The organism is Evansella clarkii (assembly GCF_002019695.1).
Lineage (GTDB): Bacteria > Bacillota > Bacilli > Bacillales > Salisediminibacteriaceae > Evansella > Evansella clarkii.
Genome location: NZ_MTIV01000022.1, coordinates 140,793 through 165,272, shown reverse-complemented (window position 1 = coordinate 165,272; position 24,480 = coordinate 140,793). Strand labels below are relative to the sequence as shown.

Sequence of the window (24,480 nt, the reverse complement as noted above, 5' to 3'; positions counted from 1 at the left end):
CATTTGTCACTAACCAAGCGAGTAACACCCCTAATCCGAATGACTTAAAATGAAAATCTTTCATCACACATTTTCCTCTATCGCGCTTAGTAGCTTTTGCAGGTCATAAATAAACGACTGAATTTTCGCCTTGTTGAACTGATATAGCGTATCCTTGGATAAGTGTGGAGCTTCGATGCTAAGTCCGGATTCTGTGATAGAGAGGTAGCCGTTGTTGTCATAACGTCGGTCGTAATACTCATCATAATCCGATCCCATACTGAAGGCTTCTTTCGGCGTGATATCCTTCCACGCTTCGTTCGCTGCCTGGTGCAGATAATCGGTGAATGTTTCCAGCTCTTTAGGTGTAAAAGGGTAGGCGAACCGGGACTGCGTCTCGGGTTTTCCGTCAGCATTTTCTAAAATAATGGCGGATCGGCGGTGCTTGACCACCAGTCCGTTTGAGAATGTTTTGGATTTCATAGGGTCAGGCTCCTTTTTTCAGTGATTTTTCCATACATGTACCGCAGGACACACGCCGAACGTTATCCTGGCTTTTTGCGATGAGCGTTTGGCCGCAGCCGTCACACTTGTACAGGACGTGTATTTTTCCAGACATGTCAGGTCATACCTCCTGTTCCAGTTCCGTTATTTCAGCTTGCAGGCGGGCAAGCTCCTTGCGTTTGCGGGCGAGTTTTTCTTTTCGGTTTTGCTTGATCTCGTCTGTGGTGATGACGGGTATGACGTGCGGGTTTTGGGACATATTCGCGCGACCGTCTTTATCGATCAGAACACCACCGCATTTGGCGCAGGGGACGTTCACAGATTCCGGTTTAAAGCTATTTAAAGGATACGTTTGCTGGCATTTTGGTGTTTGGCAGACCACATATGTCATAAGGCATTCCCACTTTCTCTTATATTCGTTGCGGTATAGCGTATCTCGTACTCGATGTCGACGTTGAACGTTTCGTCACAGACGTCACAGGTAATACGGTGAGTTCCGACCTCATGAAGTTCCTCGCGCTCGTTTACCGATGCACATGTCGGACAGATAATGCTGTCCTCATAAGAGCAGTCGATCTCGGAGTGGTTCTCCTCCCGGGCCTTGGCCAGCGCTTCGGCTTTTCTGTCGGCGTGTTCTTTCTCTGCACATGGTTTACACTGGAAGCCTGCAAGGCGCCCCCATGGGGCATCGGTCAAGTCTTCCCGATGTGTACCGCAGGTGACGCAGCGGTCATGGTCGTGGCAAACAATATAGGAATACACACCCGTATTTCCATGGCATACCTCACAACCGCATACCCAGTACCAGCCGCCTTCGAAGCGTACAGCGTATAGACCTTGTTCCGGAGGTGTGAGCGATATTTCTGGTTTGTTCGGATCATCTGAGTCATGATTCCAGATATTCCTGTGACCGGAGCGGGTGCGATCCGTCCAATGCTTCGGGATTTCCGGGATAAAGAGTTTCGTATCTTTTAATGCTGGTTTCATCATCAATTCTCCTTTGCTAATAAAATACCGGACAGTGAATTCACTGCCCGGTTTTCGTTACTATTTGTTGTACCATACTATTGTCAGGTTTCCGTGGGTCTTTTGAATGTCGAGAAGCTGCTCCCGCACACCTTCTTCCAGGTCACTCGGAGAAAATGGCTTATCCGAGATGATACGGCCGTCTAAAATAACTTCAGAAGCATGTCCGTCATAGTCGATAAACATACCGCCGTCACAACACTCCAGAAATTCATTAAGCGGCATTTTATCTCCGATGTTATCGGTATACCTCTCAGTACTGTTTAAATCTACTGGTAGTTGTCTCATTGCCAGAAACCCTCTTTCGATTCTATTTTTTCTGCCGCTTCGCGTTTTGCGCTTTGACGTACTCATACGCCCGTTTGGATGTGTACAACAGCCACGGAAGCCCGTCTCGGGTTTCATCGTGCTTTTCCCGGTGCGGTACGACTTCTTTTAAAATCAGGTATATAGCATAAGCAAGGTCTTGCTCGGTGAGGGACTTAGCCATGTCTTTAAATGACATCGTGTCTTTCGCCAGCTTATGTATACGGATCGTATGAAAGGCGATCCCGTTGGCGACGCTCATTTCATAGCGGGAAGCATCTCCTCCGAAGTCACTCACAGTTTTGCTCTCGGCTTGCTCTTTCGTCTTTTCGAACGGTTTAATCGAAATAAAGGATTCAATCACTTTCTCCTTTTCCTCATCGATAATGTTTTTCATCATCCCGATGCGGTACTGCTTGGCGAGTTCCCGCTCTTTCTTTCTCTGTGTATCCATCCGGACAATGTTGTCTAAGAAGTCAGCGAGCTTCTTCTTGGCTTCAGGGTCCTGGTTATAGTCTACACATGGTTTTTGTGTGAGCATGCGTTTAGTGAATGTCACGAAGTGATCGTTAAACAAGACTTCGAAGTGAGCCCCTCGCGGTTTTTCGTCCGGGTTTTCCGGTTTCGGAACAGGCTCTTTAAAGACAGATAGTTCCTCGAACATGTACCGGTTTTCTGAATGAATTAAGTCCTCCGGTACGAGAATTAAGAGGTGGACACCGCCGTTTTTAGAGAGTTCCGTGAAATGGGCCGGAAACTCTAACACTTCCTGTTTCATGGATTCCGGTGCGCTCGGCTCCACATCAATAGCAATAACGCGGTTTTCTCTTGCCCTTAAACGATACGCACGATTCACCGCCTGCAGGTTTTGGTCGGCGTCCAGTTCCTGGAGCGTAGTCAGCGGCCATTCTCCATCGAATTTCGCGTTGTATACGTTTCCCGTATCAAGCAGTAGCCGGGCGTTTACAGGGCGTTTATTATCATCCGAAACGGTCCAGTAGGGATCTTCAGATAAATGTTTAATCAGTGGGTTTTGCATGAAAGTGAATGGATGTACCATCGGGTATTGCATAAGTAGGCTCCTTTCGTTTCGGCGTAGTTCTCGTTTGTAGTTGCAGAAGCTGTTGTGTCGTTTTGCATTTGGTCACATTTTCCATTATATAAAAAAAACGAGAGGCAGTAAGCCCCTCGTTTAGTTATTTCTTACAATCACGCGTATGGGCTTTTGCCTCTCTGTCCGCTATTGCCGAACGGGGACCCTTGGTCTGACATAGCACCTTCTGGAACACCGAATGGGTTAGGGCTTGCGCCGTTTGGTTCTGGAGCCGGTTGACCGAAGCCAGCCTGACCCTGATCTTGCGGTGCTGCCTGTCCGAAACCTCCAAAACCGCCTTGATTTCCTGCAGGCTGGTTAGGATCACCAGCAGGTGCCTGTCCGAAACCGCCACCGCCGAAGCTACCTTGATCCGCTCCAACACCAGCACCAACTGGGGTCGGTTTTTCCTGTGGCTGTTGTGCTTCTCTTTCTGCGTTTGTCATGCTCTGTACAGGCATGTTCATTGCTTGACCGAAACCAGCAAGGCTGTTTCCTCTACCTTCATAGAACTGGATCGGTCCCTTTTCGAATACAACCGTGTCAAACGTGGAACCAAGGTTGTTAAATCCTTTCGCTTTGAAAGCGGTAATCAGCAGATAAACAACTTGTCCTTGAGCCGGGTTCTTTTCCGGATCAGCGATTTCCATAATCGTACCGTTTTCCTGTATGTGACCATAGGAAGGTGCATACAGAGATTTTGTCTCGAAGGACATTGTTGGCTTTCCTGTGGATTTGCTATTATACACTTCTTGGCCGTGGAACTGAGCAAGCGCTGTTCCGTCACCCTGCACGATTTCTGGTTCTTCAATGGTTACACTGCGGAACGGTTTCGTGTGGAGCATACCCATTCTCGCGCGGCGCTGGTTTTCACTTACAAGCGCCTCGCCGTCAACTGCTTTGTCCAGGCGAGCGAAAGTCACTTTTCCTTTCAGAACGATTTGATCTCCTTCTTTTACTCCTAATTGTTCGCGTGTCTGTTTTGCCATGATACATCTTCTCCTTTTGCATGGGTTTTCCATGCGTTTAATTTTTTTTGATTATGTTTTTGATAGGGACAATGTATCCTGTTATACGTTTAATTATACTTTAAAAACGCTGTATGCACAACGTTTTCAATAATATTTAAACAGGTTTTACATCATCATTGAGGAACTTTCTCTCAAACTTTATCTAGGCGAAAAGGTCGCTTTTCGCCCTGAAAGCAACCTGACCTTTATGAAAGGTCAGGTTGTCTTCTTTCCGTTGTATGCTTTTTTGTATCAAAGCGATTTTTGCATTTCTTTTTAAGTATCTACGCCTGATGGAGCGTACCGAACGTTTTGGATGCGTGAAGCGGGACGAACAGCCCGTTTTCGTCTAAATGTTGTTCAATATACACGCTGGCTTCCTGTTCGGAAATGTGTCTCAGGTTCCCATCGGCCCGCGCCTTTTTCCCGCGATAATCCGGATCGTCTTGATTTAGATTGTCATACCAGTTTTGCAGAATTGTCTCATCGTAGTTGGCTTCTAAAAACATACAGGTATAACGCCTGTGCTGATCGAGACCTGTGACATGCTGCGTGTTGCCGTAACAGTCGATGAATGATCTTTCTCCGCCCAAATTATCTAAATCTGAGGCATAGAGAAATTCGAATTCCAATTCCGGATCGCTGATTTGCACGGCAATATTTACGATATCCCCGTGCTTCACCGTGAGCGGCTCAAATAAAAACTTTTTCCCGTCATGGGTGGTGAGCGTCTCGGGGGCAGCTGTCCTAAATTTGGACCGATGCTTGAAAAACTCAGGAGCCCATGCGGATGGTTTCTTAATACGCTGTCCGCTTGTGTCTGTCCGGTATACCGGATCGTGACCGAATGGTACCATTTCTCCTTTTTCCCGCTTTTGGTATTCAGGTTTAAAATCATCCGAGGTAATCATGTTCCACATAAAATCAGACAGAATAATGCGGATGTGCGGGTAATTCTGAATCACACGATTAAGTGTAGACGGGTTCAGGTGATCCCCGTGATGGTGCGTTAAAACAAGGTAATCCACATCCAGGAAGAACGTCGGGCTGTACTCCTGATAAGTTTTATACGTAAGCCCCAGGTCAATTAGCGTACGGTATGGTTTGAGATACACTGAGTTCCCCTCGGACCCTGATCCAAAGACATGCACCGGAATGCGTTTTCCGAATTGGCGCTGGCGCCATTTGTTATAAATACTTTTTAATTCTTCATTCTCGGAATGATAAGCCGGGTGGTTAATATATGCGAATGACATTTCTTTAAAACCCCTCTCTGTTCAGTGATTTATAATTATATTTTAACTTATTTATATTGTTATTGCCAATATATTCCAGTATAATTAGCAGTAGGAAGGGAGTGATATCATGAGATCCAAAAGGACAAAAATCACGGATAAAACAAGTAAAAAACAGGACGAACCTGTCATGCAGAAGGGAGGCCCTGTCGAAGCGCAGGCAGACGAACTTGGCTTCCGCATGTTGTCGGGTATATCCATCGCCGCGGTGATCGGCTCGGTATTGATTCTCACATTTTTCTTTTCGTCGGATGTGCAATATAAAATTTTGGCTGCGAAAGCCACGCCCGTACAGGCGGAACGTGTCAGTGCTCCGGAAATCGCCGGGGGAGAAACCGATTCTGGTTTCGCACCGACGCCGGATCTTCCCTCTGCTGTCATTGACCAGAACGTGAGCAGGGAAGAGGTAGTGTCTCATATAAGCCGTATGAGCGAAGAAGATTTCCAGGACTTTATCCTAACGATCACAGAAAAATCAGGAACAGAAGGGGAGTCCGTGCAGGGAGATATTGAGTTACATGTCTCTCTCAAGCAGGAAGATTCCCCGGAGAAATCCGATATGATGGATCACCTGAACGAGATGGATAAAGCCGAATTCGATGCTCTGATTAACACGCTCATAGAGGTTGCAGGCCAAGAAAACCTTACGGAAATATCCTCATTAGAGGAATCACTTCATATGACGATCGAAGACGCTTATGCGGAAGCGGAGCAGTTATACCCGGGACAAATCGACGGTTCAAAGCGGTTGAAACTGGTGGAAGGCTTAAACGCCACGGGTTACATGTATTACGTAGCCGAAGAAGGGGACACGCTGATTAAGCTCAGCCGTGCCTTCCACGTCCCGCTCGGCCAGCTTATGGAACTAAACGGCATCCGAGATGCGGATGTGATTCCTGCAGGGATGATCCTGTTATTTCCGTCAGACACCGAACAGCCGGACATCAAGTAATAAAAACCCATCTGGACATCCAGATGGGTTTTTTTTTGTTTAGTAAAAAGAGGCTTCCGGCTCCGCTTTGACCTCGACGTCCTCATCATAGATGTCTGTTTCATCAAGGATGATTTCGGTCCGGTCGTAATATAATTTGAGCAGGCAGACTTCCAGTTTGTTCAAATCACGAAGATACCTCATAGGTGTCTCCATCCTGGTGAGGTCGTTATCTCCACGGAGTACCCGTGAAACTGATTCTTTGGTATTTACACGCTCAACACTCTCGATGTGCCAGGCATTATCCGATAAATCGGTCCAACGCTTAATGCCGACAATAACGGTCATGGATTCGTCTTCTTCACAGGTAAATGCCAGGGATTTCTTTTCAAGGGTGGCGATACTACTCGTATTATCTTCAGAGCTTAGTTCAGCTGTCAGGTTCCGGTACGTTGGTTTGTCATCATAATCAATGTCGAGTTTATTCGTATCGATATTTTCACTGATATAGGACGTGTACTTATCGAACAGCTCACTGGTGCTGACTTTCGCCACAGGTTCAGTTCCCATCATGTCACGTAAATTCCGAAGGAGTGTATCCTGATCTTTCGTTACTCCCGTAATGAGCTGGCTCAGTAAGTGTTCGAGCTTTATCGTATGCTCGCTAAAATCATACGCTTCGATATAAGGGTTCATGGTTTCTTTCAGTTTCGTTTTAATTTGTCGTGACACCTCCCCGTAATTGCCGAACAGATCGTCGACAACCTCTTTGACCATGTTATCAAAACGCTCATCGATGGCTTTTTCGATGGCGCCTTCGTTCAGTTTGCTCGTAATAATTTCCTCTGCGCTCCGTTTTTCTACACTCCGGTCATCCCGCACCGGTATTTCTTTATTTTCCTCCGGTTCTTCATAGATCCGTAGAAGCAAAATACCGATGACCACAGCACCAGCTGCGACGAGCGGGTAAGGGTAAACGTTTAAAATAGCTGCCAGTGTCCCGATGCCGAGCAAAAGGCCGATGTCCCGTTTTGTTAGTTTAATAAACCGTCTTTTTGATTGATTCATGAGTGTCACTCCTGTTCTGTGTGATTGGTTTCTTGTGTCAGCTGTTGGAGCGGGTCCTGGCTGACAGGTAAATCCTGCTGCTCTTTCCATTTTTCCAGCCCCAGCTGGTTCAATTTATTGATCGTGAACGCCTCCAGCTCTGCTTTCGCTTCCTGTGTCGTCTTGTCCATCTGCTCGTTATACGACGATGCGATGAAAGGCATATTCGAAGCAAGTTCCCGTTTCAGTGCGTTCAGCTCATTTAAGATAGTGTGTCGATCAGTTTTATTTACGGACTTTTTATTCCTGAGAATATCTTCGGCTTTCTCGGTCAAGCGGGCGAGGTGACTTTCAAGGTTTTCCATACGCTCTTTAAATTCCTGTTCAAACTGCATGCGCTTACTGGTAAAACTCGGTTTCTCCATCAATTTTCCGTTTAATTCACGAAGGGTGACAGGAACGCCAGACCCCATATTCATGCTGGTGATGGCTTCAGCGAATTGTGCTTGTGACATTTCCACTTCGATGTAAGGCTTTCTTTCCGCATAATAATGGTCGTGATTTAGACTTCGTTCCACGACACCGGGATGAATGGACAGCCGGATGGTGTTGCGGTGCGGGATGCTGCTGCCAAATAAAACGGTATCATGGCCTGAAAGACGGCTGATGCTCAACATGCCGTAGCTTTCATGGGATTCTTTGCTGTTTTCGTCCATAACGGATTCCTCCTTGCTGATATAAAAATAGGAAGGGTGCACATAGCACCCTTCCATCAAGATTTGCGTTTACGCTGTTACACCTTGCATGGTTCCAATTTCGGCTTTCACAGCGTCAATCAGTTCCTGCTGGACGACTTTTTTATCTAAAAGCGTACTGATAACCCGGTCTTCCACCGTCCCGCGCATTTTCAGATAATGGACAATCACCGGTTCCGTTTGCCCGTTACGGTCCAACCGTCCGATCGACTGCAAATAAAGCTCAAGGGAGGTGGGTACCACAAAGAACACCAGGATGTGACCGCCGTACTGGAAATTCAAGCCGTGACCGGCGCTTGCCGGATGGGCGAAGAGTAGCGGGATTTCTTTATTGTTCCAGCGCTTTAGCTGTTCGGGATCTCCGGTGAACACCTCGGCGTTAGGGAAATACTTTTCCAACCGGATGACGTCGTGCTTGAACCAATAGAAGCAAAGAATCGGCTGTCCGTTTGAACCTTCTACGATTTCCTCCAACGCCTTTAATTTATGATCGTGGAGCTCGATGACTTGCTTTCGGTCTTCATCAGCATAAATGGCGCCGTTAGAAAGCTGCAATAAGGCTCCGGATAACACCGCGGCGTTTGCCGCTTCAATCGCTCCTCCGTCAATAAGAGGGAGGACTTTTTCTTTCTTGAGCTGATTGTAAATCTCCCGCTCCTGTTTCGTCATCTCCAGCTCGATGACGTTATGTGTAACAGGAGGGAGGTTTAGGTAATCCTTTTTCATCATGCTGATGGCCACATCTTTAATGGCGTGATGAATAAATCGGTCATGTCCCTCGATCAACAACCACTCGTAAGGATACCCTTCTGGTGTTCGTCTCCCTGGGACAAAGTGACGGTTACGATATTCGGTGATGTTCCTGCCGAGCCGCTGACCGCCGTCAAGCAGGTGAATCAGCGCCCAGATGTCTAAAAGACCATTAGGGGACGGGGTACCTGTCAATTCAATCCAGCGCATCGTATAGGGCGCGATGGATTGCAAGGCTTTAAATCCGTTTGTGCTGTACCCTTTAAAACTCTGCGCTTCATCAATCACTACGTTTAAGAATGGCCAGCTCTCCCCGGGGAAGCGTTTCACCAGTTTCGGGATGAGTTCCCGGTTGATAATATAGATTGTCGGCGGGTCGGTAGCCACACGATCCAGTGCTTCATCTCGTTTTTTCTTGGATAGTCCGGACAGCTGGGTGTATCGACCGTGTTTTGTATGATCCCATTTTGTGATCTCATCGGGCCATGTATTAATGGCAATTCGCTTCGGTGCGATGACCAGGACATGCCCTTGAAGCCGGTTTTGCTGGGCCAGTTCCACGAAAGCGGTCAGGGTGATTAACGTTTTCCCAAGCCCTACATCCAGAAATAAGCCACACCGGGGGACTTTTTTTATAAATTCCGCACAGTACCTCTGGTAGTCATACAGCGTCGCTTGCATGCGGCATCCCCCGTTCCTCCTGACCCTCATTAGGGAGTAGGATGTAGGCTCGTATCTTACTTTTTATTTCCTTCAACGATTTTTCCCCGATGCTTCGCATACGCACCAGTTGTTCTTCCGGTGTACGGATGAGGTCACCGATCGTCAGAATACCAGCGCGAGCCAGACAGTTGTAAGTGCGAGTGGATAGGTTCAAATCGCCGACGTGTTTATCTAAGTGCTCAGGTCGAACCATGTTTGCCAGTAAAATCACGGCATGAGGGTCGATGTCACAACTACCCAGTGCTTCTAGCACTTCTTTTAATTTTTCATTTTCCTTTTCCGCCTTCTGGTGCTTTCTTTTGACGGCGTCCAGCTCGGCTTTCGTTACGGTTTCGTAGTGCTTGGCGCGGGTGCGGTGGCGGAGTTTCCGTAAAGCCTGGTTTTTGATTTGCGTGATCCGCTGGGCGGAAACACCGAAATATTTTTCGCATTCTTTATACGTGAGGCCTTCTTTATAACGCAAAGATAAGACGCGCTGTTCTTTTTCATTCAGCTTGTCGATCTGTTCGAATAATCCTTTAATATAGGTCGTTTCCGTGTGGGTCGTATCTGATTCTTTATCTCCGTATATCGCTCGGATCAGGTTGAACGGATAGGTGTTATCAGTCATGAATTTAGTCCTCCTACCAAAAATCTATTTAATTACTATATTTTACCATTTTATTATACAACAAAACCGCTGTCAGCACAGCGGTTTATAAAAAGAACGGTTATTGAGGGAAAACATTTTTTCGGTAAATTCACCAGCTTTGGTGTTTTCCAGCGCTTTAGATACAGTATTCATTTTCGCGTCGATATTGTCGATCATGTGCAGCAGTTCCGCTTCTTGAAGGAGCGGTGTGCGTGCGCTGCCCCATTCTGGTTTTCCGTGATGGGAAAGTACCAGGTGTTGCAGGAGAGTGACTTCTTCACAGTCCTTATCAATCCCCAGGTTATTTGCTACTTCCTTGATTTCCGCCGCCATGATAGGGATGTGACCAAGGAGATTCCCGTCCCTGGAACGTGTCGTGTCAGTTTCACTTACAAATTCATGAATCTTTCCCCAGTCGTGCAAAATCACACCGGCGTACAGCAGGTCTTTATTTAGGCCCGGGTAAATCTCTGACAGAGATTTTGCGATACGGAGCATGGTTACGGTGTGGTAGGCCAGCCCGGAGATAAATGCGTGATGAATTGTTGCAGCTGCCGGATAGACAAAAAATTCTTGATTGTAACGTTCAACAAAAGAGCGGGTGATGCTTCGGATCGTTTCATTTTTCATATGAAAAATGGTTTGGTCGATCTCTTCACGAAGCTCTGCTTCACTAACAGGGGCTTTTTCCATGAAATCCCCAGCAGGCATTTCTTTTGCAGCGTCACTGATAAAAATTTGCTGGAGCTGCAGCTGGCGAGATCCCCGGAAGTCAATAATCGTAGCTTTGAGTTCAACAACCGCTCCGTTTGTATAGTTGGCGATATCGTTATCTGTGACATTCCAGAATTTCGCGTCGATACTCCCAGTAGCATCACTGAGCTGTAAGTTTAAAAAGGGAGAACCTCCGCTGGTTGTTCCTTTCGTTGCGTTTTTAATTAACAGGAACCCTTCAAAGGTGTCCCCAACGTTATAGTTTGTAATTCCTTGTGCCATGATTTGTTACCTCTCCTTTTTAAACAGGTCATCGTTATTCCATACCTTTAAAAAGGTTTTTAGACTGGATGACTGTTGATTTTTGATTGGATGTTGCTGATTCTTTCGGTTCTGCTTTTAAAACATCTTTAATAAAGGCATCCACGGCGTTTTCCGTATCAACGGTGTATACAGGAACACCCTGCTTGTTGATTTGGCTGTGAATGAGCACCTGGTTTGCCCGTGGGACCTCACCGGGCCGTTTTACTTCGACAAGGTGCATCGTCTTATTAAAGATAACGAGCTGATCGGGGACGCCATTGATCGTACTTTTAAACTTGTAGCACAATCCGCCGATGTTTTTGATTTGTTTTTTCAAATAGGTTTCTATTTTGGATTCGAGTGGGTTTTTACTCATACATGTCGGCTCCTTATGCGTGAACTAAGAAATTTTCGTTTTCTCCATACCGAAGCTGCCTGGATTATCACAAAATGCTTCGGTGAGGCACTCTTCATCACAGAACAGGCGGTCCTGGAATTCCACGGCGTTATCTCCGTCTTTTAATGATTCACCGCAAGGGCACATCGCGATGACGTTTTCTTGCTGGGTTTCGCCAGGATAGCCGGTACGATTGATTCTTTCTACAGTCGGATGTTCGAGGTTTAGCATGCTGGTCACACCCCTTTATTTCGTTTTTAGTTGCTGTGAGCGGTTTCTATCAAGTAGGCGTAGTAGTGAGCCACACCGTCGTATTTTTCGCCAGTGAGGTTCTGAATCACGTCGTTCAGTGTTTGCTCGACTTGATCGGATGGTACGTCTTTGAAATACTCACCCTTTTTTATTCCTCGGATGATTGCTTTTTGCGAATAGGTGTCGATGGTGTAATAACGCTCGGCGATAATTTTGATGTACTGAATGAGTTCATGATTGACCGCACCATAGTTGATTTTTCCTGTGACGGTCTTTAAAAATAAATGATTCATGCTGGAAACGGACTGAATAGCGGGTGTATCCTTCACGGGTCTGGAACTCCTTTCTGTTTTGGATTTCTTGTAGTTGATAGGCGACGGGTCCCGTAGGGGAGAAGATGGTGGAAAGAAGGTTATTCCTATAGACAGCGTCGCGACCTGAGAGTAAATAAAAAAAGCGAACTCCTGGATGTTTCTCAGGAATTCGCCTCTTTACTCTTAGTTTGTATATATCAATTACATTCTTTTGATGACTCTCCAACCTCTCGGTTTGTTCGTTAGATTTCCGGTGTAAACAATCGTTTCACGGAATCCCGTTTTCGGATTTTTCCGTTCCAGCTTGTATGTTGGCATAAGAATCACGCACCAATTCTCTGATTTTCGATTAAAAGGTTTACGTAAAACCGGGTTACTGCAGACATTTTACTCCCTGTAAGTCGTTTTACTGTTTCATCTATCATGTTTTTGACTTTTTCAATAGGTACACCTTTGAAATATTCCCCATCAATCATTTCTTTCTTGATGGCGTTAAGCAATTCTTCATCGAGCGTGCCGTGCTCTCCGGCAAGGTGATTGATAAATAAGGCCACTTCTTCCTCGATGATATCTTCGGTTGTTTTTCCCACCACGATCCGCAAGAAAAAGTAATTCATGCTTGAGATAGCGGCTTTTTGTATATTTGTTGCCACGATGTATTTCACTCCTTTTAATTCGTACAAGTTTCAAAATTCTACACCCATCCTCGTTGTTTTGGATACCCAGGGTACCATTTTTCGAACAATGACAATGAGCGTTTGTCCAGCTTGAATTCTTTCAGCGTTTTGACAAGGTGCGGTTTCATACCGTCGTAGAAACCATCACCAAAGGATAAGTCCACATCATATGATTTGGTGAAATCATCGTAGGTTTCAGTTTTGGAATAATCGAATTGAATTTCAGATAAATCAGGCGTGATGCCAAATACGAAAAACCAGCCTTTTTCGGTCTTTAATCTAATGGCAAGTCCGCCCAGGGCTGCCGGTCTAAATCCGACTTCCTTGTATTCTCTCATATTGACCCACCTCTCCTACGCGAAAGCACTTCGTTTATACGCCTGGTCGATCCACGTTGTAAAGATGTCATGCTTCCGGCAGGCGGTACGGTATTTCATTATTAGTCGGTCGATTTTCCCGGTGGAATCAATCGAGCGCATGTAGCTGACTTTACCAACGAAAGCGGATTTCGATGCGAATCCCCATTCGGCAAGTTCTTTATCCAGATCATCGGATTTAGAAAGAATATACAGCGCATGGCGCAGAAAGCGGTAATCGTCCCGGGACGGGGTCGTCTGGTTATGATGGTTAATTCGGATACCAGTTACTTTCCGGTACTGCTCTTTCTGCGTGCGTGTCTTATCGGCGTTTAATTTAAAAGAGAGGTCTGTTTTCTTTAACACCTCGTAAATCTTTTGCGTCAATGCGGGCACGGTAAACCCGGGTGGTGTCTGGCCCGTATAACTAAACGTCAAATCGTCTGAGTACTGGGTAAAACGAATGTTGTCAGGTAGACTTTTCGCCAGTTCTACCCAAAACGGAATGAGCGAGAGTCCTGCAAGGGCTCCCGAGACGGGCAGCCCTTGCGTTACACCACCCGTGTTCGGGTCGATCAAGAGCCGTTTAATCACATATTCGTTTTGATCGTCGAGCGTCGGATCAAGGTCACGGAGAGACTCCCTGAAATAGTCGAACTTACAGGAGTCATAAAATCCTTTGAAATCAAACTGGATGATGGGGGAGTAGAGATGTGCCTGCGCGTTCGTTTGAATCGACCGGTTCGGCAGGTACGCATGAGCAACGTGGCTGACGCCGTTTAGCTGCAGCTGTCGGACGTAGTAATCGGTAAGCGGCCCGTTCCAGGCTTTCAATATGGTTTTCAGCTCAGGAACCGGGTCATTGACGTCCCGGAGTTTCCCCTTGTTTTTGATTTTGAATCGACGAATTAAACGGTCATCAGCCAGATGTAACAGCTGGCGACCGTCCTGAAGTAAGGGGAGGGAGTACGGGTTGTTATTATTCATCGCTCTCCCTCATTTCCTGATCGTAATTACTTAGCGGATCTTCCTTCCACTGTTCTTCGAGCATTTCTTTGATTTCGTTTATATTTTCTTTCGTTACTCTTTTAATATTGTATGAGTCACCGAATGTGCCATAATCCACGTCTTTCGGGTAATAAAAATAATCCCCTTTTGATTGGCGTTTCACTTTAGGGGTTTTCCTCACATCCAGTGTGGCACAGGATACGTCGTCAATCGCTTGCGCTTTCGTTTTAAATGTATAGCTATTCATAGCCCAAAGACCGTCTTCTGTGATGACGACCCAATCGCCAATTTTGATTGCGGGCAATTGTTCCATTCCAGGCCACCTCTTTTTTTTGCTACTCGCTTTGTGCGTCCATATTGAAAACGATTTCATTGTGTTATTTCGGGCAATAATTTGGTGTTAATATTACAAAAAAAGCCTGGGTTTCCCAAGCTTTTGAATATACTGTTGATTCGAAGTGTGAGCTAGATTAAATATCCCAAACTCTAGTAATATTTATTTTAGGAAAATCTAATAATTCATCATAGACTGTACTTGGGATACTTGTCGCATCTTCCCAATCATATTGTTTAATATTATTGCTATCAGCCCATTCAACTGGAACTGCATAAACTTCTGCCGAAGCATCACTGCCTTCTCGAATTAGATTTACTAATACTACATCTTCTGAGTTAAATGTTAATTTATCCATTCTTGTCATCCTTCCATATTTCATTTATTTTGGTCTTATTTTCATAATTTTAATTTTACTACCAAACGAAAACAATTGTTAAAAGTAGGGTTATTTTTATTGTTATTTGCTATGCGGTTTCATTGTCAATGAGGGTTGGATTTGGGTTGTTATTATCCTTGCGAAAGGACAAATTGCCTCCCAAAACCGAACCCGTTAGTCTTTCAGCCCTTTTTTTTTCGTTACGAAAGCGAATTCTGACATCAATTATCGTTTTCAGTGCCCTCTGAGTCCGTGCTCAAGTTCAAGGACCTCATGATTTGGTTTCGACCGCCTGCTGCACTCCAGAAGGACCCTGGAGATCATGTCGATCGGCATCTGCAGTTGCCTGCTCTGGATCTGGATCATTCTCATCGAGCTCCTCATCCGATAGAAATCCTGGATACCAGCTGATTACGAATTCTCCATTACCTCTTCGTCAACATCTACGCGATCACTCTCAAGTTCCTGCTGCGGAGCAAGTGATAGAGGTATTACCATCAGGGCCACCGCCTTCAAGATCCTGGAACTGGCGTTCCCGCGAAGATCTGGAGATGCTCTCCCCTCAGCTGATCTGGAGTTGACTCCGACGGCCGCTGCTGGCCACGCCGACCCTCAGCCTCTCTGGGTCGAATACCTGCACCAACCCACACAAAATACAAAACCTTATGTGTGATATATACACCTACGTGTGGGTTGGATTTTTCATTAAGCGTCTGTCACTCAATGTTTATATTCATGAATTAGAATATGAGTTTGATATAAATTATCAAAACGATAAATCAGTAAACCTTTAAGGGTGGTGCTATGGCAGTTGATGTTGTCGTAAGGTGAGCCATTGGCATAAAAGTTTCAGACAAATGGGTGTATTGAACCTACGGTTTATCAGCATTATCATAGACGTGACCCCTTTCGTGATTTTTAATCCGAGTCTTCATCAGGCCCATAATAACAATCTTCACAAAGCAGTAGTGGTCCGGAAGTTAGTAATCGGGTTTCTTCTTTTCCACATTCGTCACATCTTCGCATGCGACCCTTCCTTTCGGTCTTTATTTTTTTTTTTATTTTTTTTCCAAAGCGATAAAAAAAAGCAGGTCATGGCATTACCACGTCCCGCTGACCCCTTGTACAACTTGGCACATGGGTTGTTTTTAGAATTATCCGGGCTGGTAGGGATCGAACCTCATTCACATATTGCCTCACCATCATTTCAGCAAGCAAACTGCCAGTGATAGAGGATGGGTCGCACAGCACCCGGATCATTGTTTTTGACTCCTATTTCGCCCGTATCACCCTCGGCGATGTGAGTGACCATTAGGTGTTGGTCGTAACATGATACGTAGAAGTCTTTTCACAGATAACCAGTCTGTTTGTGATTCGCCCCAGTTGCTCACGGTTGCGACGAAAACCGTGGCTCACTTCCAAAGTCAAAGTCTGCGAATCTTCCCGATATTCTCTCTCATTTACTTTATTGGTGTTCCTTTCTCAGAGATTTCTGAGTGAACACAGGGTTTTTCTTTGATCTTTAGAATGCTTTTTTTCTGCTCTTTTCTTTTTCTTAACTGGTACGTGGCAGCACCTACAATCAAGCAGACACCACTTGCAGTGACTCCAGAGAGGGTGGCGTACATAAAAAGCCCAGTATTAGTGGATAACTCCGATAGCTTAAAGAGCGGTCCGTACAGGGTGTGAGCGATGGTATATGTGCCACCGAACAAGAGGCACAAGGACCCGAATATCGGGTCGGATATGCCTGTAGTAAATAACAGGCTGTCTTTTTTAACGATAATACACACCTGTAGAAGCGCTCCGATCATAAATAAGATAATTCCTATTAATATCATCGTTTTCGCTTACTCTTTTCTATTTTATGATTCGTTCGGGATAACTGATTCTTCTGGCTTAACCATAAGCCGCTCAGTCGTTCCAGTTCATCACGTATGACTCTATCGGCCAATTCCAGGTCTTTCATGGTCTGGTTGAATACAGAATGCGCTACCATTTTATTGCGCTCCATTAATCTGAGGCTGGAAATTCTGCGGTAGCCGAATGTGTTAACTTCGACGTATCCGGCGGATGTATCCGAGGCTGGCTCGTCGATATAGACCGTCCATCTGTCAAAACCATCGTAAATAAAGACAGGGCGGTTATTTTCCCGTTTGCCGCCGTGGACAGCCATCCAATAGCATATCTCATAATAATAATCCCTCTGGACGTCCAGCTCCCCGGAACCATAATCGAATCCGAGAACAGGTTCTGTGATATTTCCGGCGTAACTCAGGTCGTCGCTTGGCGGCTCGTTGTTCATGTAGCCGTCCGGTACATCCGGGATGAGGTCTTTCAGCGGCCGGTAATGTTGTTTAAGAAATTGTTGCATGCGGGCTTTTTCTTCTTCATTTTCAAATGGAATACAAATAGAGTAACCCATGATGATACCCACTCCTTTTTCTAATAAAATATAGATCAATCAGACTTGATGGTTCTGTTTATGGCGCGGTATGTGTTTTGTGCGGCTTCTGTGTCCTGACTGTCACGAAACTGCAGATAGCGGTCATGCTGGAAATCATCAGGCAAGTATTGCTGGTCAGTAATCCCGTACGGATAATCGTGCGGATATTTATATCCGACACCGCGTCCGAGCTTAGCAGCACCCTTGTAGTGAGCGTCCTGTAAGTGAGATGGTACGGTTAAGTCCCGACCGGTTTTCAAGGCTTCGGTGGCAAGATCCAGCGCTTTGTAGGCCACATTGGATTTCGGACTGAGTGCGAGCCTTACAGTGATCTGCGCGAGCGGGATGCGCGCTTCCGGGAAGCCGACCCGTTCCGCCACTGTGACAGCGGCGAGCGTTTCTTGACCGAGTTCCGGGTTTGCAAGACTGATATCTTCATAGGCGATGACCAAAAGCCGTCTCATAATGCTGACGAGATCACCCGCCTGAATCAGCCGTGCCAGGTAGTGCAGGGCGGCGTCTGCATCCGACCCTCGTATAGACTTCTGGAATGCCGACAATAAATTATAATGCGAATCTCCGTCTTTATCCCCGCCGATTTGTCGCTGCTGCAAGCACGTATTAATCACGTCCCGGCTGACCATTCGAATACCGCTCTCAGCTGGAGTCGTTGACGTTACGGCTAAATCCAGTGTGTTTAGTGCGGCACGAATATCTCCGTTTGTCTGTTCGCCGATATAAACGAGCAGGTCATCAGCGATGTTTACGTCCACATCCCCAAGACCTCGATCCGTATCTGAGAGGGCCGCACGAAGCCGTACAGCGATGTTCTCCGGCGTGACAGGTTTTAGTTCAAAGATATGGCTTCGAGAGCGGAGGGCGGGGTTAATGCTGATATACGGGTTCTCTGTTGTGGCTCCTACCATAATTAGCGAACCATCTTCAATCTGCATTAATAGAAAATCCTGTTTTGGTTTGTCCAGCCGGTGGACTTCGTCAATTAAAGCAATAACAGGTTCACCAGGTGTTCCTTTTTTCGCGATGTCCTGCAGGTCTTTTTTCGGGTGAACTCCGGCGTTGAAATACCCGAAGGGGACACCGAGGTCGCACGATAAGGCATGGGCGATACTCGTTTTGCCGGTGCCAGGCGGTCCGTAGAGCAGGATCGACGTGATTTGTCCGGTGTTGACCATCCGGGTCAATATCTGACCGTCACCGATCAGATGATCCTGACCGACAACCTCCGTGAGTGTTGCCGGTCGCATGCGGGTAGCGAGGGGTTGTTTGGTTTTTGTCACAAGGCATGCTCCTTTTTATTCATCTGCTTTTTTAAACTCGCTTGGATAAAAATTGGGTCTGTTCATTGGGCGCACTTCGATCAGTGTTTTCGTTCCGTCCTCGTTATGCTTAAACAAGTAGGTTCCCCAGCTCAATCCATTTCGGAAATATTGCTTTCCGGAATACTCATCGAGCTTCTTCCGTGCTTGTGCTTCTGTGGCAAATGCTGATCTTCCTCCGCCACTATATGATGAGATACAGGCTACATACGGTTTTTTCATATTTTCTATTCTTTTGAGTTTTTCATCGATGGTGCCGATGCGTACAAGTAATTTTTCTTTTTCCTCAAGTAATTGTTTTTCGGTCACGATTGCGTTCTCCTTTCATGTATGTTTGGCTTTACGCTCGGAGCTGGATGCGCCCCGAGATGTCTTTTTCGAGTAAATCTGTTTTATAAAAATGCGCCTGTACGGACGGTTGGTTATAGTCCATGTCCCGATAGCTGGCATACCCGAGCCGTCTGGCGATTTGATCGTCGTCAATATCTCCGTCACCAAATGGTTGTTTTGTTAACGGATTGATAGCGTTCCCGGCTTTTGGGATGTATCCTCGCGGGCGCCCTTTGTCATCGAGATAAAGGACGGCGTAAAATGGCGTCCCGTAATCCGTTCCGATTAAGATGCCAAGACACCTCACCTGTCCGATCTGTGTCACACCCAGAAGGTGATAGACCGGATGGGAGGGAGGTGTGGTGTTTTTTAAGAGAACATTCTCAAAATAAAACTTGGATAGGTCTTTCTCCAAGAGGCTTGTGCCGGTACATTCTTCTGCACAAATAAGTAGGTTTTCAATGTCATCTGCGAGATCCTGATTTTTATGGATAAGTTGGTCGATCGTGTCAGTCAGATCCTTGGCTGTGACTGGCTTCGTATATCTTGGCATGGTCATTGCTCCTTCTATTGAATTTTAGATGTCACACCGGTTCTTCGATATAGGCGGCGTCCTGGTAGTTGTAATAGCCATACACCCGACGGTTGTCTTTTTTGGCGATGTACGACGTTACATGGTTGTTGCCGTTCGTGGACATGGCTTGCAGTCGGTAACCTTCTTTTTGAAATTGATCCGGTTCTTTCAGGTTGCTGAAATCAAAGTGCGGCATGAGAATTCCTCCTTGGTATTATGAGTTTTATGCGGAAGCCCGGACTGCCTGGCTCATGATGCGGTCATAGGCCGATGGTATTTTTCCTTGATTTAGTTCTTCAAAATCGATCGGGTTGAGCGCTTGATACCACATTTTTAATTTTTTACTATATACAAGAATGGTTTCGGTCCTGATACCAGCGCCGTAATCCCACCACGTCTCACTGATTTTGGCGGAGACACCTTTTTCCTGTATATCGCGGACAATTTGTTCGGCCCCAAGGTACCCTTTTGCATTAAAGGTGCGCCTTTGTCTCAGTTCTGGCATAAGAGTTCACGCTCCATTTCGCTAAGCAATAAAACAAGCCGATAGATTATCGGCTTGTTTGGCTTATTGTTTTTTCACATTGGCCTGATACTGCTTGGACATTTCTTTTAGTCTATGAATCAATTCCGGTACGATCGTGTGAACCAGCGCATCGTTATACGTCACATATGGGTAACCTGAATCGGAACATTGAGACAGGTAGCGTTCAGCGGTTCTAAGCAGTGCCGTATCGGTCATCTTCGGAGGAATTTTCATTCTGGCATACGTTGTCATTGTCATTTCTTTTAAATCTTTCGTCGTGACTGACCGGTCCTTCATATCCGAGATATGAACTTTACCACCTTTGAATTCTACTTGCGCCATGTCGTATGAACCTTGTATGTTGCTGTTATTTTCAGGAATATTGGAAATAGTCCCCATAATACCCATTCTCCTTTAGTTGTTGTATTTTCGTTTGACTGATGGGGCGTAGCGACTGGTGTTACCTAAAGCTATTAAGAACTGATTTTTTCTATATACTCGACACTTTTACCGGATCGCTCTCTGAGCAGGTCGATAGCATCTGTCAGAGAAAGGTCGTATTCGCCGTGATGATACCCCTCATAAGAGGTTTTTTCCTCTCCAGTAAAATAAGAGGTCCATACGATTAGGGATTTATCCCGGATTCGTTCTGCCAGAATATGCGTGTTGCCGTGACGGTCCTTCACAATTTCCAGTGTGCGGACACCAAGTACTTTCTCCCTTGACTGGACGAGATTATTGAGTTTTTCAGATACTTCTTCTTTCGCATCGATTGCTTTAATCGCTGGCATGTGACCTCACTCCTTTATCGTTAGGGGATTTCTTCTTCGTATTGCTCATCTATTAAAAATCTCTTCCAGCCACTTTAACCAACTATCTAACAAATCTATTATAAACATTGCTAAATATGGAGATACAAAAGCTATTAAAACAATAAGTGATACACAAAAAAGCAACTCCAAAAGAATAAAAATTTGTTTTTTAATAAAAGCCCCCTTTTCAATACGGTCAAGCTTTTCTTGCGATGTTACATTAGGTAAATGAACAGGTTCATATTCGTAACTCTGACTTGTTAGAATCATAACTTTATATATCTTTGCTGATTCATCATCCACATTTTCCTCCATGTAATTGTGAGCGACATAAAATGTTGGAAATAAGCACTCTCCTTCTAGGTCAGACTCATCCACCCATCCACCTGCCTCAGCGTTAAACCAAGAATCATTATCTTCGTTTCCAATGGCATACATTGTTAATTTTAATTCCATTTCAAATCCCTCTCTTAGTGAACTGTTTGTGTTTATGATTCAGTAAGTTTTGGACGTTAGTTGATTTCTTTAATCGAAATGTCCAGCACATCCAGGGTGAGCGCCATGGCTTCTGTCCATGCGGCACTATGACCGTAACTGAACTGCTTGCCGTATAGGTGCAACACTTTTAGTTTGGTATCACGGTCAATGCTCTCGTCAGTGACGAGAGCATCCGTGTTGTAATCATCATTCAAGTCATTTAAGCGGTTTACTAGTTGATTTTCAACGCTTATAGTTTCAGCCATTTAGGACCGACCCTTTAGTTTTGTTCGTAGTTCCATCAGGATCTTACCGAGCTCGTTGCGACCTTCTCCGTTACAAACACCCCAGAACCTGTCGTTCCACCAGTTCCCTTCGATGAGCGTCGCATCACCAGTAGCCAGAAGTCTGTCTTTGAGGTAAGGGTTTCGTTCAAACTTGGCGGTCACGATGTCTCGCATGATACCTATCTTCACATGATCCCAGTCGGCGCGTAGTTTTACCCTGCGACCCAGCCTTTTGGCTTCGTTTGGCGGGAGCGGGGAGAATTCATGCGCCCGTTCCGGTTGTTTCTGCGCCTGGAAGGCCGCTTCGGCGTTACGGTATTTAATACCGTTATACACGATTGGTGACTCGTAAAAATTGCTCAAAAAGTGGTACTCCCCGTTAAATTCCGTTATGTTGTTTTGATTTTTCATAGCAAACACTCCTTTTTTTGTATCTATATCGTTTTTTGGACAAGGCTGTCAGGAGAGAGTATCTGTCAGGCTCTTAGTAGCAGGGGAGGGGAGTTAGCCGTTCGGCTGAGTATAATGCTTTGTCTGCGCATACCAGTCTGTTACGGCAGTTTGCTCCTCCAGCCAGCGAACGATCTGAACGATTCCTCTGACGGTTGTCACGTCTTTTCCCGGTTCGATGAGTTCCGGCTCGGTATGCTGCTTGTTCCAGACGATGTCATACTCTTTGTCGTCCGCCATCTTGACGCTTAGTGGTTGTTTGATTAACACCACCATCGTGATAATCGTATTTATCGTAACTTCCGTTAATCTGTTTCCTGTTTGTTGTTCCTGTGTCATGCTCTGTCACTCTCCTTTTTGATTTCACTATAATTTGAATAGGTGGAGGGGGCGTTTCACAAAAAATAACGGTGGTATTCGCTTGAATACCACCGTTTTTGTTCACTCCACGATTTGATAAAAGTGGGCGTAGCTGCCGAGTCCTTGCGTATGGACGCGGAGCCCCACTTCGAAATTGTCTACTCTTTCCTGAAAATCCCGGACGTTTTTCGCTTCGAATTGCATCCCGAGATGCCACCCGTCATTTATATGAGCCGGGTTCACCCGATTTCCGCAAATAAAGCCCCGAAACGAACCTTTTTCACGGATCACTTTCCTAACCTGGGCTTTGGTTACTTTTTGCAGCGTCAACCCTCCGCTGTTTAAAATAACGGCCTGATTAAGACTCATGGTTTTTACCTCCTTCTTGGCATGCTGCCAGCTCGGACTTCAGTCGTTCAACTTCGATTTCTAAAGCGATACCCTTCTCGATCTCAAGCAGGATCGGCTCAATCGTGGTTCTGGCAAAGAAGAAGAAGTTACTGTACCGCACATACTGATTTCTGCATGCTTTGAAAAACGGAATGTAGAAGTCCCGTGTTTCTTTGACCTGCTTGGCCCGGTGGACTCTGGATGAGTTTCTCATCGAACTGAAATTGTGAATTCTATCAGCCGTCTTTATTAACGCGCATTCGTACATGTCTGCAATACCGCTCAGATAGCGATCCATTTCTCCCAGGTCGGTTTTATAGTCCACATCTTTTTTCTTGGTGAGCTTGAGGACGATGTTGGCCACACGGATATTGAATTGATCTTTGACGTATTCAAATGTTCCCCAGTCCACATCTTCAATAAAGTCATGCAAGAGGGCAGCGGTGATGATGTCCTGATCTTTGATGCCAAAGTTTAATAGAATCTGAGCCACATCCACCAAATGATAATAATAGTGAAACCCGTCATGACGTTTGAACCCTTTTTCCGCGCTCATTTCCGTTAATACCAGGTCAAAGGCTTTAAGCGCCTGGTCGAACCCCAAAGTCGTAAGCTCCTGTTCTAAGTGCATTACACGGCTGGATTTCTGCAGATTGCTCGTATCAAAGGCCGGTAGAATATTTAGTGCGTTCATTGTGGTCATCCTCCCATTGGTCTTGGTCATATTCGTGGATGATGCGTCTGGTCTCCTGTTTTTCAATAAGGCGCTGTTTGCGACGGGTTGTTTGTTTGAACATCTTTTTGTATTTACGCTTTGTCTTTTTGTCCATGATTTTCTCGGCGTGTTTTAGAGTAGTTGCTCCAGTAGATTTCGCTTTACTCGGTTTCTGTGTCAACATGGTCATTCGCTCCTATTCGTCTTTTGCTGGATAGAGAAAAGACGAGATACCACGAAGGGTCGCTCGTCTTTAACTGGTAAGAAGTATTGGTATCTTAAACGATATGCGAGTCTGCCCAGAAGCCATTTTTATGGCCGTTGGCTTCAATGTTTTGCATCATAAACACATTGTAGTTGTTACCGTAACGTATTTTCTTGTCCTCTCGGTCTTTTAAAATTTGACGGAGTAGACCCTGGATATCGTCTGCTGGATAGAAGAACCGCTTCGTTTGACGATCATATCTGTACGTCTGAATGTCGGTTTGGATATTATAGCGATAGTTTAGGTGCTTTTTCCCTTTGTGATCGCTAATCCGGACGCTTTTGGATACACCGTAATCTAGTTTTAGGTAAATGCTGCGCGAAGACAGCGAGTCATAACGCTGTATGATAACGCCGTGGGATTTAAGCTCCCGGATGATCGCATCAGCGATGTGCTGGGTTTTCTTCATGGCGCTCATGCTCACCATCTCTTTCTATTGGATTCTTTCTCTACACGGATGACCGTCCCGAATTCATCGTTACATTCGAACCCGTCAAGAGGGAGGTTGTTATCAAGGACGTATTTCATGCGCTCCATGTCCCCGAAATTGTTCGGAATAAGTGTACCCAGACATTTGTCATGCTGGGTGACTTCAAAGGCGTACAGTGTGTCATCATACTGCTGTGTCTGAACCCGGACCCCGTGGGAGAGTTCCCACGTTAGGTCTGAAAAGTCGTGCGGGTTTGGCGCGGTGGGGGTTGGTGTTGCTGATCCGTTATCTACCATG

40 protein-coding genes are annotated in these 24,480 nt (G+C 45.7%); 1 reads left to right on the top strand and 39 read right to left on the bottom strand.

Annotated elements, in window-relative coordinates:
- Positions 1 to 63: 63 nt before the first annotated feature.
- The 8 genes from BK582_RS26010 to BK582_RS25980 all read right to left on the bottom strand — a co-directional run bounded on the left by BK582_RS26010 (position 64) and on the right by BK582_RS25980 (position 5,174).
- Positions 64 to 462 carry a hypothetical protein gene (locus BK582_RS26010; RefSeq protein ID WP_078598652.1) on the bottom strand — a complete coding sequence of 133 codons (399 nt, stop codon included), beginning with the start codon at positions 460 to 462 and terminating at the stop codon, positions 64 to 66.
- A 4-nt stretch (positions 463 to 466) separates the two neighbouring features.
- Positions 467 to 598, bottom strand: a complete 132-nt coding sequence (locus BK582_RS28195; protein ID WP_276328237.1) for a SprT family zinc-dependent metalloprotease — start codon at positions 596 to 598, stop codon at positions 467 to 469.
- Positions 599 to 604: 6 nt separating this feature from the next.
- The gene (locus BK582_RS26005) at positions 605 to 874 is read right to left on the bottom strand and encodes a hypothetical protein (RefSeq protein WP_078598651.1); all 270 of its coding nucleotides are present in this window, start codon (positions 872 to 874) and stop codon (positions 605 to 607) included.
- Positions 871 to 1,473 carry a hypothetical protein gene (locus BK582_RS26000; protein WP_218190785.1) on the bottom strand — a complete coding sequence of 201 codons (603 nt, stop codon included), beginning with the start codon at positions 1,471 to 1,473 and terminating at the stop codon, positions 871 to 873. The genes BK582_RS26005 and BK582_RS26000 overlap by 4 nt, the downstream gene beginning before the upstream one ends.
- Positions 1,474 to 1,530: 57 nt before the next feature.
- A complete protein-coding gene (locus BK582_RS25995) occupies positions 1,531 to 1,797 on the bottom strand; it encodes a hypothetical protein (RefSeq protein ID WP_078598649.1) in 267 nt (88 codons plus the stop codon).
- Between the two features lie 22 nt (positions 1,798 to 1,819).
- Complete coding sequence (locus BK582_RS25990) at positions 1,820 to 2,887, bottom strand: hypothetical protein (protein WP_078598648.1); 1,068 nt, start codon at positions 2,885 to 2,887, stop codon at positions 1,820 to 1,822.
- 137 nt (positions 2,888 to 3,024) lie between these two features.
- Positions 3,025 to 3,897, bottom strand: coding sequence for a hypothetical protein (locus BK582_RS25985; RefSeq protein WP_078598647.1), 873 nt, complete (start codon positions 3,895 to 3,897; stop codon positions 3,025 to 3,027).
- 305 nt (positions 3,898 to 4,202) lie between these two features.
- The gene (locus BK582_RS25980; protein ID WP_078598646.1) at positions 4,203 to 5,174 is read right to left on the bottom strand and encodes an MBL fold metallo-hydrolase; all 972 of its coding nucleotides are present in this window, start codon (positions 5,172 to 5,174) and stop codon (positions 4,203 to 4,205) included.
- A gap of 109 nt (positions 5,175 to 5,283) precedes the next feature.
- Here BK582_RS25980 and BK582_RS25975 point away from each other — a divergent pair, with 109 nt between their 5' ends.
- Positions 5,284 to 6,165, top strand: coding sequence for a LysM peptidoglycan-binding domain-containing protein (locus BK582_RS25975; protein ID WP_078598645.1), 882 nt, complete (start codon positions 5,284 to 5,286; stop codon positions 6,163 to 6,165).
- Positions 6,166 to 6,204: 39 nt separating this feature from the next.
- On the opposite strand, the gene BK582_RS25970 is transcribed toward BK582_RS25975, so the two are convergent.
- The 31 genes from BK582_RS25970 to BK582_RS25825 all read right to left on the bottom strand — a co-directional run bounded on the left by BK582_RS25970 (position 6,205) and on the right by BK582_RS25825 (position 24,479).
- Positions 6,205 to 7,212, bottom strand: a complete 1,008-nt coding sequence (locus BK582_RS25970) for a hypothetical protein (RefSeq protein WP_078598644.1) — start codon at positions 7,210 to 7,212, stop codon at positions 6,205 to 6,207.
- Between the two features lie 5 nt (positions 7,213 to 7,217).
- Positions 7,218 to 7,907, bottom strand: coding sequence for a hypothetical protein (locus BK582_RS25965; protein ID WP_078598643.1), 690 nt, complete (start codon positions 7,905 to 7,907; stop codon positions 7,218 to 7,220).
- A 69-nt stretch (positions 7,908 to 7,976) separates the two neighbouring features.
- The gene (locus tag BK582_RS25960; protein ID WP_169911354.1) at positions 7,977 to 9,377 is read right to left on the bottom strand and encodes a DEAD/DEAH box helicase; all 1,401 of its coding nucleotides are present in this window, start codon (positions 9,375 to 9,377) and stop codon (positions 7,977 to 7,979) included.
- Positions 9,358 to 10,029 carry a DNA-directed RNA polymerase subunit alpha C-terminal domain-containing protein gene (locus BK582_RS25955; RefSeq protein WP_078598641.1) on the bottom strand — a complete coding sequence of 224 codons (672 nt, stop codon included), beginning with the start codon at positions 10,027 to 10,029 and terminating at the stop codon, positions 9,358 to 9,360. Before BK582_RS25955 ends, BK582_RS25960 begins: the two co-directional genes overlap by 20 nt.
- A gap of 72 nt (positions 10,030 to 10,101) precedes the next feature.
- Complete coding sequence (locus tag BK582_RS25950; protein ID WP_078598640.1) at positions 10,102 to 11,046, bottom strand: HD domain-containing protein; 945 nt, start codon at positions 11,044 to 11,046, stop codon at positions 10,102 to 10,104.
- Positions 11,047 to 11,080: 34 nt separating this feature from the next.
- Positions 11,081 to 11,443, bottom strand: coding sequence for a PDDEXK family nuclease (locus tag BK582_RS25945; protein ID WP_139368366.1), 363 nt, complete (start codon positions 11,441 to 11,443; stop codon positions 11,081 to 11,083).
- Between the two features lie 24 nt (positions 11,444 to 11,467).
- Positions 11,468 to 11,695 (bottom strand): hypothetical protein, encoded by a 228-nt coding sequence (locus tag BK582_RS25940; protein ID WP_078598639.1) that lies wholly within the window; start codon positions 11,693 to 11,695, stop codon positions 11,468 to 11,470.
- Between the two features lie 26 nt (positions 11,696 to 11,721).
- Positions 11,722 to 12,045, bottom strand: coding sequence for a hypothetical protein (locus BK582_RS25935; RefSeq protein WP_078598638.1), 324 nt, complete (start codon positions 12,043 to 12,045; stop codon positions 11,722 to 11,724).
- Between the two features lie 308 nt (positions 12,046 to 12,353).
- Entirely contained in the window at positions 12,354 to 12,683 is a 330-nt protein-coding gene (locus BK582_RS25930; RefSeq protein ID WP_078598637.1) for a hypothetical protein, read from the bottom strand.
- 41 nt (positions 12,684 to 12,724) lie between these two features.
- On the bottom strand, positions 12,725 to 13,045 hold the full coding sequence (locus BK582_RS25925) for a hypothetical protein (RefSeq protein WP_078598636.1): 321 nt from the start codon (positions 13,043 to 13,045) through the stop codon (positions 12,725 to 12,727).
- A gap of 15 nt (positions 13,046 to 13,060) precedes the next feature.
- A complete protein-coding gene (locus BK582_RS25920; protein WP_078598635.1) occupies positions 13,061 to 14,050 on the bottom strand; it encodes an RNA-dependent RNA polymerase family protein in 990 nt (329 codons plus the stop codon).
- Complete coding sequence (locus BK582_RS25915) at positions 14,043 to 14,384, bottom strand: hypothetical protein (RefSeq protein ID WP_078598634.1); 342 nt, start codon at positions 14,382 to 14,384, stop codon at positions 14,043 to 14,045. The genes BK582_RS25920 and BK582_RS25915 overlap by 8 nt, the downstream gene beginning before the upstream one ends.
- Positions 14,385 to 14,541: 157 nt before the next feature.
- Positions 14,542 to 14,763, bottom strand: a complete 222-nt coding sequence (locus tag BK582_RS25910) for a hypothetical protein (protein ID WP_078598633.1) — start codon at positions 14,761 to 14,763, stop codon at positions 14,542 to 14,544.
- Between the two features lie 1,481 nt (positions 14,764 to 16,244).
- Positions 16,245 to 16,598: a hypothetical protein gene (locus BK582_RS25905; RefSeq protein WP_169911352.1), complete on the bottom strand. Its 354-nt coding sequence runs from the start codon at positions 16,596 to 16,598 to the stop codon at positions 16,245 to 16,247.
- A gap of 23 nt (positions 16,599 to 16,621) precedes the next feature.
- Positions 16,622 to 17,209 (bottom strand): hypothetical protein, encoded by a 588-nt coding sequence (locus tag BK582_RS25900; protein ID WP_078598631.1) that lies wholly within the window; start codon positions 17,207 to 17,209, stop codon positions 16,622 to 16,624.
- Positions 17,210 to 17,244: 35 nt separating this feature from the next.
- Positions 17,245 to 18,495, bottom strand: coding sequence for a replication-associated recombination protein A (locus BK582_RS25895; protein WP_078598704.1), 1,251 nt, complete (start codon positions 18,493 to 18,495; stop codon positions 17,245 to 17,247).
- 48 nt (positions 18,496 to 18,543) lie between these two features.
- Positions 18,544 to 18,876 carry a hypothetical protein gene (locus BK582_RS25890; protein ID WP_078598630.1) on the bottom strand — a complete coding sequence of 111 codons (333 nt, stop codon included), beginning with the start codon at positions 18,874 to 18,876 and terminating at the stop codon, positions 18,544 to 18,546.
- 31 nt (positions 18,877 to 18,907) lie between these two features.
- A complete protein-coding gene (locus BK582_RS25885) occupies positions 18,908 to 19,450 on the bottom strand; it encodes a hypothetical protein (protein ID WP_078598629.1) in 543 nt (180 codons plus the stop codon).
- A 31-nt stretch (positions 19,451 to 19,481) separates the two neighbouring features.
- On the bottom strand, positions 19,482 to 19,667 hold the full coding sequence (locus BK582_RS25880) for a hypothetical protein (protein WP_078598628.1): 186 nt from the start codon (positions 19,665 to 19,667) through the stop codon (positions 19,482 to 19,484).
- A gap of 27 nt (positions 19,668 to 19,694) precedes the next feature.
- Complete coding sequence (locus BK582_RS25875) at positions 19,695 to 19,976, bottom strand: hypothetical protein (protein WP_078598627.1); 282 nt, start codon at positions 19,974 to 19,976, stop codon at positions 19,695 to 19,697.
- A gap of 63 nt (positions 19,977 to 20,039) precedes the next feature.
- Positions 20,040 to 20,396: a hypothetical protein gene (locus BK582_RS25870; protein WP_078598626.1), complete on the bottom strand. Its 357-nt coding sequence runs from the start codon at positions 20,394 to 20,396 to the stop codon at positions 20,040 to 20,042.
- A gap of 74 nt (positions 20,397 to 20,470) precedes the next feature.
- Entirely contained in the window at positions 20,471 to 20,788 is a 318-nt protein-coding gene (locus tag BK582_RS25865) for a hypothetical protein (RefSeq protein WP_078598625.1), read from the bottom strand.
- A gap of 45 nt (positions 20,789 to 20,833) precedes the next feature.
- Positions 20,834 to 21,265 carry a hypothetical protein gene (locus BK582_RS25860; RefSeq protein WP_078598624.1) on the bottom strand — a complete coding sequence of 144 codons (432 nt, stop codon included), beginning with the start codon at positions 21,263 to 21,265 and terminating at the stop codon, positions 20,834 to 20,836.
- A gap of 56 nt (positions 21,266 to 21,321) precedes the next feature.
- Entirely contained in the window at positions 21,322 to 21,552 is a 231-nt protein-coding gene (locus BK582_RS25855; protein ID WP_078598623.1) for a hypothetical protein, read from the bottom strand.
- Positions 21,553 to 21,984 carry an NADAR family protein gene (locus BK582_RS25850; protein WP_078598622.1) on the bottom strand — a complete coding sequence of 144 codons (432 nt, stop codon included), beginning with the start codon at positions 21,982 to 21,984 and terminating at the stop codon, positions 21,553 to 21,555.
- Positions 21,985 to 22,077: 93 nt separating this feature from the next.
- On the bottom strand, positions 22,078 to 22,362 hold the full coding sequence (locus tag BK582_RS25845; protein WP_078598621.1) for a hypothetical protein: 285 nt from the start codon (positions 22,360 to 22,362) through the stop codon (positions 22,078 to 22,080).
- 102 nt (positions 22,363 to 22,464) lie between these two features.
- Positions 22,465 to 22,752 carry a hypothetical protein gene (locus tag BK582_RS25840; RefSeq protein WP_078598620.1) on the bottom strand — a complete coding sequence of 96 codons (288 nt, stop codon included), beginning with the start codon at positions 22,750 to 22,752 and terminating at the stop codon, positions 22,465 to 22,467.
- Positions 22,742 to 23,467 (bottom strand): HD domain-containing protein, encoded by a 726-nt coding sequence (locus tag BK582_RS25835; protein WP_169911350.1) that lies wholly within the window; start codon positions 23,465 to 23,467, stop codon positions 22,742 to 22,744. Before BK582_RS25835 ends, BK582_RS25840 begins: the two co-directional genes overlap by 11 nt.
- Positions 23,436 to 23,672 (bottom strand): hypothetical protein, encoded by a 237-nt coding sequence (locus BK582_RS27520; protein ID WP_169911348.1) that lies wholly within the window; start codon positions 23,670 to 23,672, stop codon positions 23,436 to 23,438. Before BK582_RS27520 ends, BK582_RS25835 begins: the two co-directional genes overlap by 32 nt.
- Positions 23,673 to 23,766: 94 nt before the next feature.
- Positions 23,767 to 24,162: a hypothetical protein gene (locus tag BK582_RS25830; RefSeq protein WP_169911346.1), complete on the bottom strand. Its 396-nt coding sequence runs from the start codon at positions 24,160 to 24,162 to the stop codon at positions 23,767 to 23,769.
- Positions 24,163 to 24,173: 11 nt separating this feature from the next.
- Positions 24,174 to 24,479 carry a hypothetical protein gene (locus tag BK582_RS25825; protein WP_078598617.1) on the bottom strand — a complete coding sequence of 102 codons (306 nt, stop codon included), beginning with the start codon at positions 24,477 to 24,479 and terminating at the stop codon, positions 24,174 to 24,176.
- Position 24,480 lies beyond the last annotated feature (1 nt).

Bases quoted from the DNA above. Each gene is read 5' to 3' on its own strand.
- BK582_RS26010 (WP_078598652.1), bottom strand. From the start codon at position 462: ATGAAATCCAAAACATTCTCAAACGGACTGGTGGTCAAGCACCGCCGA.
- BK582_RS28195 (WP_276328237.1), bottom strand. From the start codon at position 598: ATGTCTGGAAAAATACACGTCCTGTACAAGTGTGACGGCTGCGGCCAA.
- BK582_RS26005 (WP_078598651.1), bottom strand. From the start codon at position 874: ATGACATATGTGGTCTGCCAAACACCAAAATGCCAGCAAACGTATCCT.
- BK582_RS26000 (WP_218190785.1), bottom strand. From the start codon at position 1,473: ATGATGAAACCAGCATTAAAAGATACGAAACTCTTTATCCCGGAAATC.
- BK582_RS25995 (WP_078598649.1), bottom strand. From the start codon at position 1,797: ATGAGACAACTACCAGTAGATTTAAACAGTACTGAGAGGTATACCGAT.
- BK582_RS25990 (WP_078598648.1), bottom strand. From the start codon at position 2,887: ATGCAATACCCGATGGTACATCCATTCACTTTCATGCAAAACCCACTG.
- BK582_RS25985 (WP_078598647.1), bottom strand. From the start codon at position 3,897: ATGGCAAAACAGACACGCGAACAATTAGGAGTAAAAGAAGGAGATCAA.
- BK582_RS25980 (WP_078598646.1), bottom strand. From the start codon at position 5,174: ATGTCATTCGCATATATTAACCACCCGGCTTATCATTCCGAGAATGAA.
- BK582_RS25975 (WP_078598645.1), top strand. From the start codon at position 5,284: ATGAGATCCAAAAGGACAAAAATCACGGATAAAACAAGTAAAAAACAG.
- BK582_RS25970 (WP_078598644.1), bottom strand. From the start codon at position 7,212: ATGAATCAATCAAAAAGACGGTTTATTAAACTAACAAAACGGGACATC.
- BK582_RS25965 (WP_078598643.1), bottom strand. From the start codon at position 7,907: ATGGACGAAAACAGCAAAGAATCCCATGAAAGCTACGGCATGTTGAGC.
- BK582_RS25960 (WP_169911354.1), bottom strand. From the start codon at position 9,377: ATGCAAGCGACGCTGTATGACTACCAGAGGTACTGTGCGGAATTTATA.
- BK582_RS25955 (WP_078598641.1), bottom strand. From the start codon at position 10,029: ATGACTGATAACACCTATCCGTTCAACCTGATCCGAGCGATATACGGA.
- BK582_RS25950 (WP_078598640.1), bottom strand. From the start codon at position 11,046: ATGGCACAAGGAATTACAAACTATAACGTTGGGGACACCTTTGAAGGG.
- BK582_RS25945 (WP_139368366.1), bottom strand. From the start codon at position 11,443: ATGAGTAAAAACCCACTCGAATCCAAAATAGAAACCTATTTGAAAAAA.
- BK582_RS25940 (WP_078598639.1), bottom strand. From the start codon at position 11,695: ATGCTAAACCTCGAACATCCGACTGTAGAAAGAATCAATCGTACCGGC.
- BK582_RS25925 (WP_078598636.1), bottom strand. From the start codon at position 13,045: ATGAGAGAATACAAGGAAGTCGGATTTAGACCGGCAGCCCTGGGCGGA.
- BK582_RS25920 (WP_078598635.1), bottom strand. From the start codon at position 14,050: ATGAATAATAACAACCCGTACTCCCTCCCCTTACTTCAGGACGGTCGC.
- BK582_RS25915 (WP_078598634.1), bottom strand. From the start codon at position 14,384: ATGGAACAATTGCCCGCAATCAAAATTGGCGATTGGGTCGTCATCACA.
- BK582_RS25910 (WP_078598633.1), bottom strand. From the start codon at position 14,763: ATGGATAAATTAACATTTAACTCAGAAGATGTAGTATTAGTAAATCTA.
- BK582_RS25905 (WP_169911352.1), bottom strand. From the start codon at position 16,598: ATGATCGGAGCGCTTCTACAGGTGTGTATTATCGTTAAAAAAGACAGC.
- BK582_RS25900 (WP_078598631.1), bottom strand. From the start codon at position 17,209: ATGGGTTACTCTATTTGTATTCCATTTGAAAATGAAGAAGAAAAAGCC.
- BK582_RS25895 (WP_078598704.1), bottom strand. From the start codon at position 18,495: ATGCGACCGGCAACACTCACGGAGGTTGTCGGTCAGGATCATCTGATC.
- BK582_RS25885 (WP_078598629.1), bottom strand. From the start codon at position 19,450: ATGCCAAGATATACGAAGCCAGTCACAGCCAAGGATCTGACTGACACG.
- BK582_RS25880 (WP_078598628.1), bottom strand. From the start codon at position 19,667: ATGCCGCACTTTGATTTCAGCAACCTGAAAGAACCGGATCAATTTCAA.
- BK582_RS25875 (WP_078598627.1), bottom strand. From the start codon at position 19,976: ATGCCAGAACTGAGACAAAGGCGCACCTTTAATGCAAAAGGGTACCTT.
- BK582_RS25870 (WP_078598626.1), bottom strand. From the start codon at position 20,396: ATGGGGACTATTTCCAATATTCCTGAAAATAACAGCAACATACAAGGT.
- BK582_RS25865 (WP_078598625.1), bottom strand. From the start codon at position 20,788: ATGCCAGCGATTAAAGCAATCGATGCGAAAGAAGAAGTATCTGAAAAA.
- BK582_RS25860 (WP_078598624.1), bottom strand. From the start codon at position 21,265: ATGGAATTAAAATTAACAATGTATGCCATTGGAAACGAAGATAATGAT.
- BK582_RS25855 (WP_078598623.1), bottom strand. From the start codon at position 21,552: ATGGCTGAAACTATAAGCGTTGAAAATCAACTAGTAAACCGCTTAAAT.
- BK582_RS25850 (WP_078598622.1), bottom strand. From the start codon at position 21,984: ATGAAAAATCAAAACAACATAACGGAATTTAACGGGGAGTACCACTTT.
- BK582_RS25845 (WP_078598621.1), bottom strand. From the start codon at position 22,362: ATGACACAGGAACAACAAACAGGAAACAGATTAACGGAAGTTACGATA.
- BK582_RS25840 (WP_078598620.1), bottom strand. From the start codon at position 22,752: ATGAGTCTTAATCAGGCCGTTATTTTAAACAGCGGAGGGTTGACGCTG.
- BK582_RS25835 (WP_169911350.1), bottom strand. From the start codon at position 23,467: ATGAACGCACTAAATATTCTACCGGCCTTTGATACGAGCAATCTGCAG.
- BK582_RS27520 (WP_169911348.1), bottom strand. From the start codon at position 23,672: ATGTTGACACAGAAACCGAGTAAAGCGAAATCTACTGGAGCAACTACT.
- BK582_RS25830 (WP_169911346.1), bottom strand. From the start codon at position 24,162: ATGAAGAAAACCCAGCACATCGCTGATGCGATCATCCGGGAGCTTAAA.
- BK582_RS25825 (WP_078598617.1), bottom strand. From the start codon at position 24,479: ATGGTAGATAACGGATCAGCAACACCAACCCCCACCGCGCCAAACCCG.